Raw genomic sequence first — 13,857 nt, forward strand, 5'->3', positions numbered from 1 at the left:
CCCGTCGCCTGCGGTCCACCCCGGCGATGCGTCGCCTGGTCGCCCAAACCTCTTTGGAGCCGCGGCATCTGGTGCTGCCGATGTTCGTCGCCGACGGTCTGTCGGAACCGCGACCGATCTCCTCGATGCCCGGCGTGGTGCAACACACCAGGGATTCGTTGCGCCGGGCGGCCGCTGACGCGGTGGCGTCCGGTGTCGGCGGGCTGATGCTGTTCGGCGTGCCCCGCGACGAGGACAAGGATCCGACCGGTGCCGTTGGCATCGATCCGGACGGCATCCTCAACGTGGCCCTGCGTGATCTGGCCATGGATCTCGGTGACGCCACGGTGCTGATGGCCGACACCTGCCTCGACGAGTTCACCGATCACGGGCACTGTGGCGTGCTGGACGCCGCGGGCCGGGTCGATAACGACACGACCAACGCGCGCTATGTGGAACTTGCTGTGGCGCAAGCGGAGTCGGGTGCGCACGTGGTGGGGCCCAGCGGCATGATGGACGGTCAGGTGGCCGCCATCCGCGACGGCCTCGATGCGGCCGGACACGCCGACGTCGCCATCCTGGCCTATGCCGCCAAGTTTGCCTCGGCGTTCTACGGCCCGTTCCGGGAAGCGGTGTCGTCCAGCTTGCAGGGCGATCGGCGCACCTATCAACAGGATCCGGGCAATATCCGTGAAGCCGTGCACGAGGTGGAACTCGACATCGACGAGGGTGCCGACATCGTGATGGTGAAGCCCGCGATGAGTTACCTGGATGTGGTGCGCGCCGCTGCCGATATTTCACCGGTACCCGTTGCGGCGTACCAGATTTCGGGCGAGTACTCGATGATCTGCGCCGCTGCGGCCAATGGCTGGATCGACCTGCAGGCCGCCGCCCTGGAGTCCTTGACCGGAATTCGGCGGGCCGGTGCCGACATCGTGCTGACCTATTGGGCGGCCGACGTGGCCGGCTGGCTCGCGTGACCGATCAGGTGACCGAACAGAAACCGAGCCCGACCGGACGCCCCGAGGACGTCGATACCGGGTTCTGGTTGTGGGCGTCCGCACTGGTGCTCATGGTGGTCGGGTATCTGATCGACGCACTCACCGGGTCCGGCAGGGGTGTGCAACAGTCCATGACGGTGGTCTTCTCGGTGATGTTCGTGGTGGTGTTGTCCTCGATCGTGGTGACGTTCCTGTTGCTGATGCGCCAGGGGTATCGCTGGGCTCGCACCCTGTTGACCAGCGGGGGAATTGTCTCCGCGCTCCACTCGATCGGTAGCCTGCTGAGCGGTGAACGGCTGGACGCGGCTGCGGTGGGCTACGCGGTCACCGCAATCGTCGGGTCCGTGCTGATCGCGGGTGGGCTGTACCTGCTGCACCGCAAGGACGCCGACGGTTTCTTCACCCGCTGATTCGCTAGGCTTTGCCGACAATGCCTTCATCGCCAGCGTCGCGCCGCGCGACCATTTCATTCAGCTGTTGGCTGGTCGGCGCCGTGTTGTTGATCGTCGGCGGCCTGATCGCCGCTTCGGTGTCCTGGCCGAGCGCCGAGAGCACCCTGTTCCGCGGCGTGGGTGTGCTCACGGCGCTGGCCGGCGCGGGGATGGCGTACGTGGCCGGCCGCAGTCGTTCCGGTGATGTGCGGCACCGCCGGGCCGCGATCGCGCTGGCCATGGCGATCGTCGTGGTGATCGGGTTGATGGCGGCGTTGCGTCTGGCTCCGGTACATATCCTGACGCTGGTCGCGCTGCTCCCGCTCATCGCGGGTACCGGCCTGAGTGCGCTGCCGCTGCGGAGGGGTGACGATGGAGAGTGAACCGGTGAACAAAGTTGCCGCCGAGGTGCTGTTCTACGAGCAGGGCGCCAGCTGGGCGTGGCTCTTGTTGGGGCCGTTCGCAGGTGTCGGCATGGCGATTCTGCAGATGACCGGCGGATACGGTTACGACCTGTGGGTTCCGATCCTGTTCCTGGTATTGGTTTCGGCGTTCGTGGCTATCCAGATCAAGGCCGCGCGCATCCACACCTCGGTTGAGTTGACCGCCGAAACCCTGCGGCAGGGCGCCGAGATCCTGAAGGTCGACGAGATCGTGCTGATCTATCCCGCGGCGTCGGGATCCGAGTCGCCCAAATGGCAATCCGACCGGGCCCTCGGGGAGCTGTCCGGGGTGCCCCGGGGCCGTACCGGCATCGGGCTGAAACTCACCGGCGGTCGCGGGGCCCAGGCCTGGGCGCGCAAGCACCGGCGGCTGCGGGAACTGCTGACGCCACTGGTCGAGGAGCGCACCCCGTGAAACGCCGGGCAGTCCTCGAGCTGGTGGTGGCCGCCGGTGCCGCCGTGGGCTGTGTGCTGAGCTGGATCGCGGCGGCGACGACGATCGAGGTGGCGCCCGTGTTGGACGGTGAGCCGGTCACCACTGCGGTCAGCTACTCGTCGCCGCTGTTGGTGCTGGCATTGGTGCTGGCGGGTCTGGCGGGCGTGCTGACGGTGTTGGGTGTCGCCCGGTTGCGCCGCTGATCCGTGAGCGACTGGCGGCCAGTCACGCACGGTGAGTCCGGCGCCGGGGTGTTCCGGAACGCCGACGGTGCCAGGTACGCCAAGGTGGTCGGCCCCGCGGCGGTGGCCGATCTGGCCGCGGAACGGGACCGGGTGTCGTGGGCGCACGATCACCGGCTCCCCGTGCCGCGCGTCATCGACTGGGGCACCACCGAGGACGGCGGCGCCGTCCTGATCACCAGTGCCGTCGGCGGCGTCGCGGCCGATCAGCTCGCCGAAGCGGACCTACGGACGGCGTGGCCTTCGGTCGTGCAGGCGGTTCGCGAACTGCACGCCATCTCGATCGGCGACTGCCCCTACCGGCGCGACCTCGACGACATGCTGGCGCGGGCACGCTCGGTCGTCGCCGCGGGTGCGGTCGACCCGGAGTTCCTGCGCGACGAGGATCGGGACGTCCCGCCCGGCGAACTGCTGGCGCGCGTCGAACGTGAGGCCGATCTGCGGCACCGTCAGGAAGCCGCCGATCTCGTGCTGTGCCACGGCGACCTGTGCCTGCCAAACATTCTGATCGATCCCGACCGGCTCACCGTCGAGGGCTTCATCGACCTGGGCCGTCTCGGTCTCGCCGACCGGCACGCCGACCTGGCGTTGATGCTGGCCAACACCGCCGACACGTTCCCCGGATTCGCCGAGGACGCCAGGGCAGGTTTGGCTGCGGGCTATTCGGCGGCGATAGCTGACGACCGGCTGCGGTTCTACCTCGCATTGGATCCGTTGACCTGGGGGTGACGGCCCGAGGCGATGTTCAGGAGTCGAGCCAGGCCAGCTCGTCGGACAAGTGCGCCCGCCAGAAGTCCGCATCGTGGCCGCCGGGGTAGAAGCCGGTGGCCGGGGTCCGGGGTAGTTGGTTGACGAACATTCGGGTCGCGGCGTAGAACCCGTCGCCGGTGCCGCAGTCGATGCGTAGCGGGATCGACCCCAGCGCCGGTAGCAGTCTCAGCGCTGAGTTCTGCTGCCAGTCTTCGAGGCTGTCGAAGGCGTCGGGCGGCGCGCCCCAGTACGTCAGGTACAGCGCCGGGCTGATCGCGCAGACCGCCGCGGTGCGCGCGGCACCCAGTCGGGCACCCAACAGCATGGCGCCGTAGCCACCCATCGACCAGCCCATGAAGGCCACTCGCGAGGTGTCGATGCCCTTGGTGGCCAACATCGGGATCAGTTCGTTGAGCACCATCGCCCCGGAGTCCCCACCAGAGGCTCGACGGCGCCAGAACGAGTTGCCGCCATCGACACTGACCACTGCGAACGGCGGTCGGCCGGCCGCGGTCAGCCGGGCCAGCGCCTCCGGAATGCCCAGGTTCATCACGCCGGCGGCGTCGTTGTCCATCCCGTGCAGGGCGATCACCGGACGCAGTGGACCGTGCTGGCCCGGCGGGCGGGCGATGATCCAATTGGTATCGACGCCGCCGCGGGCCGCCGAGATGAACGACCCCGATTCGCGGGTCGGTAACGGGCTGCCCGCGGGGGCCGTCTGGTTGGGGCCGGGTTGGTTGGAGCCAGGGGACGCGCGGGGCGTCGGCGGATCGAGCAGGCTGCCCAATGCCATCAGTCCCGCGGCACCCGCACCGGTGACACCAAGACGCAGCGCGTCGCGGCGGGTCAGCGAGGTCACCTGCGCATCATTCCAACCATGGGTCTCAGCAGGTGACACGGTCCGGCAACAGCGCGATAACGCCGCCCACCCGGTCGGTGACCCCGATCACAGACCTCTTGGTACAAAGTGCGAAATCTGTAACACTGTGCCCATGACCGAATTGGCCGAGCAGCCACAGCAGACCGATGCCCTGCCCCTTGGGCCGCAATCGCTGGTCTGGAAATACTTCGGCGACAACCGGATGTACCTGATCGGGCCGCGGCCGGCTGTCCTGCAGAACATGTTGGCCGAACTCGGGCAGGGCGTGCTGGACCATTCGACGTTCTTTTCCGACACCGCCGAGCGGCTCAAGCGCACCATCCCGCCGATCTTCCGCACCGTGTACGGGACCGAGGACGACAACGCCGGTATTCAGGTGCGCGACTTCCACCATCATGTCAAGGGCGATATGGCAGGCCCGGATGGAGAAGTGGTCGGGCGCTATCACGCACTGGACCCCGACACCTACTTCTGGGCGCACGCGACGTTCGTCGAGCAGGTCCTCTACTTCGCCGACACCTTCGTCAAACGGCTCAGCGACGCCGAGAAGGAACAGATCTACCTGGAATCCAAGACCTGGTACCGCCGCTACGGGGTCAGTGACCGGCCGATGCCGGCCACCTACGCCGAGTTCGAGCGGTACTGGGACCGGATGATGAACGAGGTGGCTGTCCCGCACAAGTCCGCCCGCTACGGCGTCGGCTATGTCACCAAGGGTTTCCCGTGCCCCAAGGGGGTTCACCCGGCGGTGTGGCGCGTGGTCGCCACGGTCTTCGACCCGGCCGCGGCTTTCCTGACCGCGGGCGGGCTGCCGCCGCGCGCCCGTGACCTGCTCGACCTGCCCTGGAGTGAGCGGCAGGAGCGCAATTACCAGCGGTTTGCGGCGTTCTGGCGCACCCGCCCGGTGAACTGGGTGTGGGATCATCTACCGATGAGTGTGCGCTACAACAAATTTGCGCAAAAGGGCTATGCCCGGGGCTGATTCGTCGCCCGCGACGCGGTCTGATTCGTCGCCCGCGACGGTGGCAATCCTGGATGCCGCCCTCGTCGAATTCGAGCGGCACGGTCTGCGCCGGGTCGCGCTCGACGATGTCGCGCGCCGGGCCGGCGTCAGCCGCACCACGATCTACCGCCGATTCGCCAACCGTGACGAACTGGTGGCCGCCGTGATCGAGCGGGAGAATGTCGCGCTGTTTGCCGACATCGCCAATGAGTTGAAAAGCGCAGGGCCGCAATCGAATTACTATGTCGAGGCGTTCACGCTGTCGATCCTGCGGTTTCGTCGCCATCATGTGCTCAACCAGCTGATCGCCGACGAACCAGCCCTGGTCATGGAGATGCTGCACACCCACTACGGCGCGGCGATCGAGCGGATGGCCGCGGCGCTGAAGGTGATCTTCCCGGCCAGGTTCGCCGACCGGATCGGCGAGCAGGCGGTCAACGACCTGGCCGACACCATCCTGCGCTACGCGGGGATGGTCCTGTTGCTGCCCAGCGTCGAACCCCTCGACACCCCCGAGGACATCCGGGCGTTCGCCACCCGCCATTTCCTGCCCAGCCTGCCGGCATCACTGCGCGCCATCCCGGCCTGATCCGGGCGGGGCGGCCGCAAAGTGTTTGGCAGCTCGCACTTTCGGGCAGCCGATAGGGATGAGCACCGAGAAGCCGCCGCCCGTCAGCGAAGAGAACCGCGAGGAAGCCAAGCGCATCATGCAGTCCTACGATGACTCCCGCCCCACCGTCACCCTGCCCGGCAGCCATGGCACGGTCTCCGGCACGGCCGTCAACGACTGGGTCGACGACGACGGCAACCCGATCTACGGCCAGCCCGACAGCTAGCAGTAACCGCGTACCCGCGCCGTCGCAGGCCGGTCATTGCCTACTGTGGCTGGTGTGACTGCGACCCCGCTCGAACGAATTGCCCCTGTTTTCGTGTCGATGGCCCACGAGATCGTGTGGGCGTCGGTGGCAACCGTCGACGCCGACGGCCAACCCCGCAGTCGGATCCTGCACCCGATCTGGGAGTGGGACGGGACCGATCTGTTCGGCTGGATCGCAACCGTGCCCAGTCCGGTCAAGCGGGCGCACCTGGCGGTGCAGCCGCACGTCTCGGTCAGCTACTGGACCACCAACCACGACACCTGTGCGGCGGACTGCCTGGTGGAGTGGTACACCGACGACGAGACCTGCTCGCAGGTGTGGGGTCGCTTCGCCAACGGCCCGGCGCCAGTGGGCTACGACCCGTATGTGATCCCGCAGTGGAGTGACGGGCCGACGTCGGAACAGTTCGCCGCGTTGCGCCTGACTCCCTACCGGCTGCGGGTGATGCCGGGCACGGTCATGACGGCGGGGTCCGGCGAGGTGCTGACCTGGCGCGCGTGACGTCGGCACTGCTCACGACCGGATGCAGTGGCCACCGCTGCCGCTCGGCCCGGTGGCCGGCATGCCACGGCACGGCGGCCTCGGCGACATCGCGGACGTCCTCGTCGGTGTCGATCACCGCGTAGGCGGCCGAGTGCCCGGATAGTCCGTTGACCAGGCATTCGTAACTGATGCGGTGCGCCAGGTCGCGGGTCCAGCGGATCGCGTCCGGCCTCCGGCTCGAAGGCAGTCGACGTGCGTCGCAGATCAGCAGGACCCGGAGCGCACCCACCGTAAGGGCGGTTGTGGTCGTCAACGCGCACGCCTCGTTCGCGCAGGCGCGTAATCGCCTGGACCGTGCGATGGATTGGCGTCCGCCGAACCGGGTTTGCACCGAATGCCCGTCGAAAATGACGATCACCGATTCGATCGAGTCGATCTCGTCCGCACTCAATCGTGGTGGTGCTGAATCGATTGTGTGCCAACGTGTCCGGAAAGGCATCCGGGCACACGGCGGATGTGCACGTTTGGCCAGGATGTCGGCGCGCCTCAGATACGCGGTGATCGACTCGGAAAGGTCCGTCAGCCAACCGAGCATCAGCACCTGCGGACCGGCGGCTTCTCGCCCCGCCACTGCAATTCCACCCGCCGTTCTCAGCTCTAACTGGAAATTGTCATACTCCGACCGGTCGTACTTTTCGCAACATAATCGACCTCGATCAATGAACTGGCATCTCAAATTGCGTCGAATTGGAGATGATTAATGGGGAGAATTCGATCCGAATGAAATGCCGGCCAGTTCGTGTGGGGCGATTCCATTGATGGTGCGGACGGCGTCAAGCCGCAAAACCTGCACTTCAGCGCGCTAGACGCGCTCGGGACGCTTCCTTTTGGGAATGGTCTCCCCGGACTCGGCGGCCTTGTCGCGTTTTGCTGCCCGACGTTCCTTGATGGTCATTGCCGGTTTCTTGGGCGTGCGACCCTGGGATTTATCAGCCATCGTTGCTCCTTTTGCTCGCAAACAATCACTGAGCCCGACCATACCTCAGAAAAAATTAAAAGCCAGTCGGCGATATTTCGGCCGCCAGGTGCCGTTGAATACGGCCGGCTACGCCGGCCGGTGCCGGACCTTTGGTGTGGCACCGTCATGGCCGAGGTGTAGACCGGGAGCCAGCATCGCCACCCGGTGCCGGTAGTCGCGGTACTGATCACCCAGGTCGTCCACCAGGTCGCGTTCTTCGAGCTGGATCGCCACCAGGATGTAGACGGTGCTGACGGCCGCGAACAGCAGATGGCCCGCGGTCATGGTCGGGGTGGCCCAGAACGCGACGATGAACCCGGCCATGATCGGGTGCCGGATCACCCGGTAGAGCATCACCGTCTGGAACCGAAGCTCGCGATACGGCTGGCCGCGCCAGTTCAGCCACACCTGCCGCAATCCGAACAGATCGAAGTGGTTGATCATGAACGTCGAGGCGAACACCGTGCCCCAGCCGAGCCAGAACAGAGCCCACAGGATCACCCGGCCCGCAGTGGGTTCCACGCTCCACACGATCGCCGGCATGGTGCGCCACTGCCAGTACAAGAGGAGCAGGGCCAGGCTGGACAGCAACACGTACGTGCTGCGTTCGATGACTTGCGGGACGATCCGCGTCCATCGGTCCTTGAACCAGGGCCGGGCCATCACGCTGTGCTGAATGGCGAACACCGACAGCAGCAGCAGGTTGACGAGCACCGCCTCGGCGATGGGTGCGGCAATGCCGGAATCGACCGTGCGTGGCACCACGAAATTGCCGACGAAGCCGATCGCATAGAGGAAGGACACGACGAACAGGAGATAGCTCGCGATGCCATAGCCGATGATGAGTAGGCGCTTCATGGTGACCTCCTGCCACCGATGGGACAGATGCCGCGCCCTGCTGCCGGCCGCAGTAGTGACCTGTTCACGGTAGACCTTATATCCCCAGGTGAACAGGGGTTTACCGGCAGCTTCCGAACCTACTCGACGCCGGTCTGATTACGCGGAGCGCTCCGCCTTGGCGGCCTCGCGGGCCAGCATGCGGTCGCGTTGCTCCTCGAACCTGAGAACCTGCTTCTGGAGGTCCTCCAGGTAGGCGGCCAGCTGTTCGCGGCGCTTCTCGCCGACCGCGCTCACGTCGTTGCGTTCGAAGATCCGCCACTTCTTGACGTTGGGCATCACGACTTCTTCGAGGTGCTGACGCAGATCGTAGATGCCGTGCTTGGCCATGATCACGCTGTTGCGCCGCCAGTTCGGCATTCCGCGACCGGGCATCCGGAAACCTTCGATGATGGCGCATACCGCCTCCATCGCCTGGTCAGGGGCGAGGTCGAAAGCGGCGGAGAACACGTTGCGGTAGAACACCATGTGCAGGTTCTCGTCGGTCGCGACGCGCTGCAGCATCGACTCGGCGAGTGGGTCGTCGCAGATCTTGCCGGTGTTGCGGTGGCTGACGCGGGTCGCGAGTTCCTGCAGCGTGGCGTATGCCGAGATCATCAGCGGGCCGGGCTCGTGGATTTCGCGTTCTTCCTCGTCGGGGTCGTAGCCGTTGCGCATGTGCTCCATGCGCATGCGCTCCAGGGCGACGGGGTCTACTCCGCGGGTGACGACGAGGTAGTCGCGGATGACGATGCCGTGGCGGTTCTCCTCGGCGGTCCACTGGTTGACCCAGTGACCCCAGGCACGGTCGAGTGAGAAGTGATTCGCCGCCCCGCGGTGATAGGACGGCAGGTTGTCCTCGGTGAGCAGATTGGTGATCATCGCGACCTTGGCGACTTCGGACAGGCCCGACTGCTCCGGTGCCCAGTCTTCGCCGCCCAGTGCCGCGAAGTTGCGGCCGAGGTCCCACGGAACGTAGTCGTGCGGATGCCACTCCTTGGCCACCTTCAAATGGTGATTGAGGCCTTCTTCGGCAACCGGCTCAAGCTCCGTGAGGATCTCGTCATCGGTGAAATGTCTCTGCATCAGCGTCCCATCAAGTCGTGACCCGACCGTTGTGTGTCTATGACCGTAGCCCGTGCAACCCGTACAAGCGGTCTTCCACGCTTTGAGCTCGACCCACTCCAGCAACGCAGGAGTACGCTCGTGCCCGGGCAAGTCGCGTTGAACGCCGTCGGTGCGCCCCAGCCTGTGGGGCCTGGTCAAATCTATCCGAATCGGCAGCGGCGTGACGTTGACCAGTCATGCCACGAATTACGGCCGATTGCCTTGAGCGTACGCGACGGTGCAAATCGACCCGGACCACATGGCCGTTTCGCAATACCAGCCGACGGGATCACGCAACGCGTCGACAACTCGGTCCAGCTGTGACTCGGCCTCGGCCCGCTGATCGGTCGCTGTCATGGATTCCTTCTGTTTCCACTCACTTCGCCTTCGACCGGGATGTGCGGGCGGCCTTGCCTGCCAGACTTTTCGCGGCGGCCAGCGGATCCCAATGGTGCGGCTCGTCGACCTGATCGTGTTTGTCTCCGAACACGGCGCCGCCGCGGATCTCCTTGTCGATGTTGCGCCCGAGCGCCGCCCCGGCGGCGTGCATGCCGGACAACATGGCGCCCTCGATGGCGGGCCCCCACGCCATGCTGGACCCGCACAGGTACAGCCCGTCGATCCCGGTCCGCACCCCGGGTCGAAATGGGCCGAACTGGGTGATGGACAGTTCCAGCCCGTACGGGGTCCCGTCGGACGCTCCGGTGTAACGGTTGTGGGTCATCGGTGTGGCTGCCTCGCGCCACACGATGTGACCGTCGACCTCGGGAATGACCTCGATCACCCGGTTGATCATGATGTCGGTCAGCGTTTCCTTGACCCGGAGATAGTCCGGGTTGGAGCCGTAGTCGTCGCCGTATTCCCAGTCCTGCAGACCCCAGAACGACGGGTCCGCGGAGACCAGCGTCATCACCTCCAGCACGGAACACCCCTGGGGCGCGCCGAACGGATTGTCGGGATCTTTGATGGTGGTCACGCTGACGTAGGCGGGCAGCCGCTTGGCCGCCTCGGTGAGCAGCTCGTCGTGCGATCGGCCGTGCGCGTTCTCGGCGAGGTCGCGGAACAGGCTGGTCACGTCCTCGGACGTCGGCACCGAGTAGAAGTTCGTGTTCGGGATCACCTGGCCCAGGTCGATGTCGACCGCGAGGTAGCAGTTGAAGAACGGCTGCGACATCCGCATCCGGTCGAGGCGCCGGCGTGTGAGGCGCCCGAGGTGCTCGCGGCCGACGAGATCGTTGTAGGTCTTCTTGATGTCGGCGTTGGACACCACGATCGGCGCCGAGATCCTTGTGCCGTCAGCCAATTCGACACCGACGGCGGCACCGCTCTCGATGCGTATCCGGCGCACCGCCGAGCGGGTGCGGATCTCGCCGCCGTGCGCGACGACGACCTCGGCCAGCCGCGCGGAGAACACCTGGCCGCCGCCCTTGGGGAACCAGGCGCCGTCGCGCAGGAAGTTGTGCAGCATCACGGCGTGCACTGCCACCGGGGTGCGGTGCGGCGGGCTGGCGTACGTGCCGTACTGCACCGCCAGTGCCGCCTTCAATCGCGAACTCAGCTTGTGTCGGTTGAGCAGCTGGGTCAGGGGACGCAGCGCCCACAACGCAGCGGGCCCCGCCTTCACGGCGAACTTCGCCGTGCCGAACAGCGATGCGGGCGTGGTGCTGCGGTCGATGCTGGTGCCAAGGCGTTCTAGGATGTCGACTACTTTTCGGATCGCCTTCTCCTCATCCGGGAAGGCGTCAATCAGGTTGCGGCGGTAGTTGTCCCAGCCGACCGGGATCTTCAGTTGGAGGTCGGGGAAGACGATGGTGTCGAACCCGTCGCGGTCGAGCTCGGTGAAGTCGATCAACTTGTCGAGGCCGACGCCCCGCAACACCGTAGGGACCTGGCCGTCGGGTCCGCAGTCGCCGATGTAGTGAACGCCAACGTCGAACTCCCACTTGCCGACCCGGCGGAACACGTGGGTGCATCCGCCGATCACGTCGTAGGCCTCCAGCACCAGGGTGCGCTTACCTCCGGCGGCCAGATAGGCGGCGGCGGTCATGCCGCCGATGCCCGATCCGACGACGACGGCGTCGAACTTGTCGACCGTTGAGGAGTTCATGGGCTGTCCTTACCTCGGGCCGATCGCGTCGCATGTCGGACACTCGGCGTCGCGTTCCGAAGACACACCCGCGTGGGTAGTGTCGCCGTGTGGGTTCTCTCGCCGGATCGTTCGCGGCCGACCTTCCCGGTCTGCCGCGGGGTCGCGGGCGTCTTGCCGGCGAGGAGGTCCGTGAGGCCCAACGGGTGCGGCTGCTGCGCGCCGCAGTCTCCGCGATCGCCGAGCACGGGTACGCCGCCACGACAATCGCTGACATTGTGCGTCGTGCCCGGGTTTCTCGCCAGGCCTTCTATCGATTGTTCGACAGTAAGGAGGCCTGCCTCCTCGCTGCGATTGCTGCCGGCCGATCTGCGTTGCTGCCGAAGATCGCGGCGGCGACGATGGCTCCGGGCGCTGACGATCTCGCGTCGCGGGTGCGCGGCGGGGTGCGCGAATACCTGCGGGTGAGCGCCTCGGAACCCGAGTTCACCCGGGCCTGGACTCTCGAACTGCCCCAGGCCGGCCCGGAGGCCCTCGAACAGCGGCACGCCTACTTCTCGATGCTCGCTGCGGCGGTCCGTGAGGCCCACGCCGCCCACCATCGCCACGCCGGAACGGTATTCGCCGCGTTGCCGGCCGAGACGTACCTGGCGCTGGTCGGCGGCTGTCACGAGCTCTTCTACCGCTACGTCAGCGACGGCCGCTGCAGCGAGTTGCCGCAGCTGGAGGAGCCGATGACGGCCTTCCTGCTGTCGGTTCTGCACTAGGCCTCCGGGTTCAGGACGCTCACAAGCATTGACAAGACGGGACTGGTGACTGAGCCTATAAAAGAACAGTCCCGTACTTTAGTCAAGGGTGGAGACCCCACATGTCCGTCGCGGATGCCACGACGACGGTTGCTGAACAGCCGCGCAACCTCGACACCATCCAGCGCCCGCCCGTCCCGTCGACACTGGCGTTCGGGTCGTACTGGCTAGCCCCTGAATTCACCCGCAGGCAGTTGACCAAGCGCGGCGAGCGCATGCTGATCGACATTCCACTGCTGCCGAAGCTGCTCTTCACCTCGTCACCGCAGGACTGCAAGGCGATCTTCACCGAGCGGGACGGTGCGCTCAAACTCGGTGAGGCGCTGCGGCAGATGGCTCCGCACGAGATGCTGTTCGGCGCCGAGATGATCGACTGGTGGAATGGCTCCAACCACGCATTGCTACGCAAGAAGGTAACCCCGGCGTTCAATGGAAATGCGTTGCGCGGCTACGAGGAGGCGATCGTCGACGCGGCCGCGAAGCGAGTGGCCGAGTGGCCGGTGAACGAACCTGTGCGATTCACCGGGTTGATGCGCGAACTCGCCCGCGACGTGATCATGTCAGTGGTGTTCGGCGTCACCGAAACGGACCGCCGCCGCCGTCTCGAGCAAGCATTCATCGATCTCGACCACGCGTTGGCCTCGCCCGGAATGATCGGCAGGTACATGTTGGCGATGGCCCGCGGTGGCAAGTGGCCCAGCTTCGAGAAGCTCGATGCGATCAACGCCACGATCGACGCGATCACCCTCGAGGAAATCGAGTATCGCCGCAACAATCCGTCGGACGACGAACGCAAGGACTGTCTCGAACTCTTTCTGCAGATGCAGCGTGACGACGAAGACGAGCTGATGGACGATCACATGATCGCCGTATTCCAGCGGATGCTGCTCATCGCCGGATACGAGACGACCGCCGTTACCCTGTCGTGGGTCGCGGAGCGGATCGTGCGCCACCCGCAGGTCCTGGAGAAGCTCAACCAAAGTGTTGCCGACGGCGACGACGACTACCTCGACGCGGTGATCACCGAAGTGATGCGGCTGCGACCGGCCCTGCCGGTGACCATGCGGTACGCGGCGAAGGACTTCGTCCTCAACGACGTTCTGGTCCCGGAGGGGACGGTGATCGTGGTCTATATCAACGCGATCCACAAACGGGCCGACCTCTACCCTGAGCCCGAGAAGTTCGACCCCGATCGCTTCCTCGGAGTGCGGTCCGACCCCCATCGCTGGATGCCCTTCGGTGGTGGCGCGCACCGCTGCCTCGGTGCCTCGTTCGCCATGTTCGAATCGCGGGTGTTGCTGCGAACAATATTGCAGCACCGCCGATTTCAACCAGAGGCCACGCCCGACGAGCGCCAGGATCAACACCGCAACATTTTGCTACTCCCGCACAAAGGTGCGACTGTCACCCTGCTGCCCCGATCCGTGTGATCCGATCG

General features: G+C 65.9%; 18 protein-coding genes. 12 read left to right on the forward strand and 6 right to left on the reverse strand.

Features of this window, described 5'->3' with window-relative positions; genetic code table 11:
- Positions 1–26 precede the first annotated feature (26 nt).
- From hemB to HBE63_RS30665, 6 genes are read left to right on the forward strand one after another with little or no spacing between them, the layout of a single operon-like run.
- Positions 27–959: a porphobilinogen synthase gene (hemB, locus tag HBE63_RS30640; RefSeq protein ID WP_243858804.1), complete on the forward strand. Its 933-nt coding sequence runs from the start codon at positions 27–29 to the stop codon at positions 957–959.
- A complete protein-coding gene (locus HBE63_RS30645; RefSeq protein ID WP_166909002.1) occupies positions 956–1,390 on the forward strand; it encodes a hypothetical protein in 435 nt (144 codons plus the stop codon). Before hemB ends, HBE63_RS30645 begins: the two co-directional genes overlap by 4 nt.
- A 20-nt stretch (positions 1,391–1,410) precedes the next feature.
- A complete protein-coding gene (locus tag HBE63_RS30650) occupies positions 1,411–1,794 on the forward strand; it encodes a hypothetical protein (RefSeq protein WP_166909004.1) in 384 nt (127 codons plus the stop codon).
- Positions 1,784–2,269: a DUF3093 domain-containing protein gene (locus HBE63_RS30655; RefSeq protein ID WP_166909006.1), complete on the forward strand. Its 486-nt coding sequence runs from the start codon at positions 1,784–1,786 to the stop codon at positions 2,267–2,269. The genes HBE63_RS30650 and HBE63_RS30655 overlap by 11 nt, the downstream gene beginning before the upstream one ends.
- A complete protein-coding gene (locus tag HBE63_RS30660) occupies positions 2,266–2,493 on the forward strand; it encodes a hypothetical protein (protein WP_166909008.1) in 228 nt (75 codons plus the stop codon). Before HBE63_RS30655 ends, HBE63_RS30660 begins: the two co-directional genes overlap by 4 nt.
- A gap of 3 nt (positions 2,494–2,496) precedes the next feature.
- Positions 2,497–3,261, forward strand: a complete 765-nt coding sequence (locus HBE63_RS30665; protein WP_166909010.1) for an APH(3'') family aminoglycoside O-phosphotransferase — start codon at positions 2,497–2,499, stop codon at positions 3,259–3,261.
- Positions 3,262–3,277: 16 nt separating this feature from the next.
- Here the strand turns inward: HBE63_RS30665 and HBE63_RS30670 are convergent, their stop codons facing one another.
- Positions 3,278–4,141: an alpha/beta hydrolase family protein gene (locus HBE63_RS30670; RefSeq protein ID WP_166909012.1), complete on the reverse strand. Its 864-nt coding sequence runs from the start codon at positions 4,139–4,141 to the stop codon at positions 3,278–3,280.
- Between the two features lie 133 nt (positions 4,142–4,274).
- Here HBE63_RS30670 and HBE63_RS30675 point away from each other — a divergent pair, with 133 nt between their 5' ends.
- From HBE63_RS30675 to HBE63_RS30690, 4 genes are all read left to right on the forward strand, one after another.
- Positions 4,275–5,144, forward strand: a complete 870-nt coding sequence (locus tag HBE63_RS30675; protein WP_166909014.1) for an oxygenase MpaB family protein — start codon at positions 4,275–4,277, stop codon at positions 5,142–5,144.
- Positions 5,131–5,754 (forward strand): TetR/AcrR family transcriptional regulator, encoded by a 624-nt coding sequence (locus HBE63_RS30680; RefSeq protein ID WP_166909016.1) that lies wholly within the window; start codon positions 5,131–5,133, stop codon positions 5,752–5,754. The genes HBE63_RS30675 and HBE63_RS30680 overlap by 14 nt, the downstream gene beginning before the upstream one ends.
- A 58-nt stretch (positions 5,755–5,812) precedes the next feature.
- Complete coding sequence (locus tag HBE63_RS30685) at positions 5,813–6,001, forward strand: hypothetical protein (RefSeq protein ID WP_166909018.1); 189 nt, start codon at positions 5,813–5,815, stop codon at positions 5,999–6,001.
- A 99-nt stretch (positions 6,002–6,100) separates the two neighbouring features.
- Positions 6,101–6,544, forward strand: coding sequence for a pyridoxamine 5'-phosphate oxidase family protein (locus tag HBE63_RS30690; RefSeq protein WP_166910427.1), 444 nt, complete (start codon positions 6,101–6,103; stop codon positions 6,542–6,544).
- Here HBE63_RS30690 and HBE63_RS30695 read toward each other — a convergent pair.
- The 5 genes from HBE63_RS30695 to HBE63_RS30710 all read right to left on the reverse strand — a co-directional run bounded on the left by HBE63_RS30695 (position 6,501) and on the right by HBE63_RS30710 (position 11,634).
- Entirely contained in the window at positions 6,501–7,157 is a 657-nt protein-coding gene (locus HBE63_RS30695; RefSeq protein WP_166909020.1) for a hypothetical protein, read from the reverse strand. The genes HBE63_RS30690 and HBE63_RS30695 overlap by 44 nt on opposite strands.
- Positions 7,158–7,388: 231 nt before the next feature.
- Complete coding sequence (locus tag HBE63_RS31775; protein ID WP_256367895.1) at positions 7,389–7,523, reverse strand: hypothetical protein; 135 nt, start codon at positions 7,521–7,523, stop codon at positions 7,389–7,391.
- A gap of 108 nt (positions 7,524–7,631) precedes the next feature.
- On the reverse strand, positions 7,632–8,402 hold the full coding sequence (mddA, locus tag HBE63_RS30700) for a methanethiol S-methyltransferase (RefSeq protein ID WP_166909021.1): 771 nt from the start codon (positions 8,400–8,402) through the stop codon (positions 7,632–7,634).
- Positions 8,403–8,540: 138 nt separating this feature from the next.
- Positions 8,541–9,506 carry an acyl-ACP desaturase gene (locus HBE63_RS30705; protein WP_166909023.1) on the reverse strand — a complete coding sequence of 322 codons (966 nt, stop codon included), beginning with the start codon at positions 9,504–9,506 and terminating at the stop codon, positions 8,541–8,543.
- Between the two features lie 397 nt (positions 9,507–9,903).
- A complete protein-coding gene (locus HBE63_RS30710) occupies positions 9,904–11,634 on the reverse strand; it encodes an NAD(P)/FAD-dependent oxidoreductase (protein ID WP_166909025.1) in 1,731 nt (576 codons plus the stop codon).
- An 89-nt stretch (positions 11,635–11,723) separates the two neighbouring features.
- Between HBE63_RS30710 and HBE63_RS30715 the strand changes: the two genes are divergently transcribed.
- Positions 11,724–12,380 (forward strand): TetR/AcrR family transcriptional regulator, encoded by a 657-nt coding sequence (locus HBE63_RS30715; RefSeq protein ID WP_166909027.1) that lies wholly within the window; start codon positions 11,724–11,726, stop codon positions 12,378–12,380.
- A gap of 101 nt (positions 12,381–12,481) precedes the next feature.
- Positions 12,482–13,849, forward strand: coding sequence for a cytochrome P450 (locus HBE63_RS30720; RefSeq protein ID WP_166909029.1), 1,368 nt, complete (start codon positions 12,482–12,484; stop codon positions 13,847–13,849).
- The last annotated feature ends 8 nt before the right edge of the window (positions 13,850–13,857 follow it).

This window comes from Mycobacterium sp. DL440 (genome assembly GCF_011745145.1).
Classification (GTDB): domain Bacteria; phylum Actinomycetota; class Actinomycetes; order Mycobacteriales; family Mycobacteriaceae; genus Mycobacterium.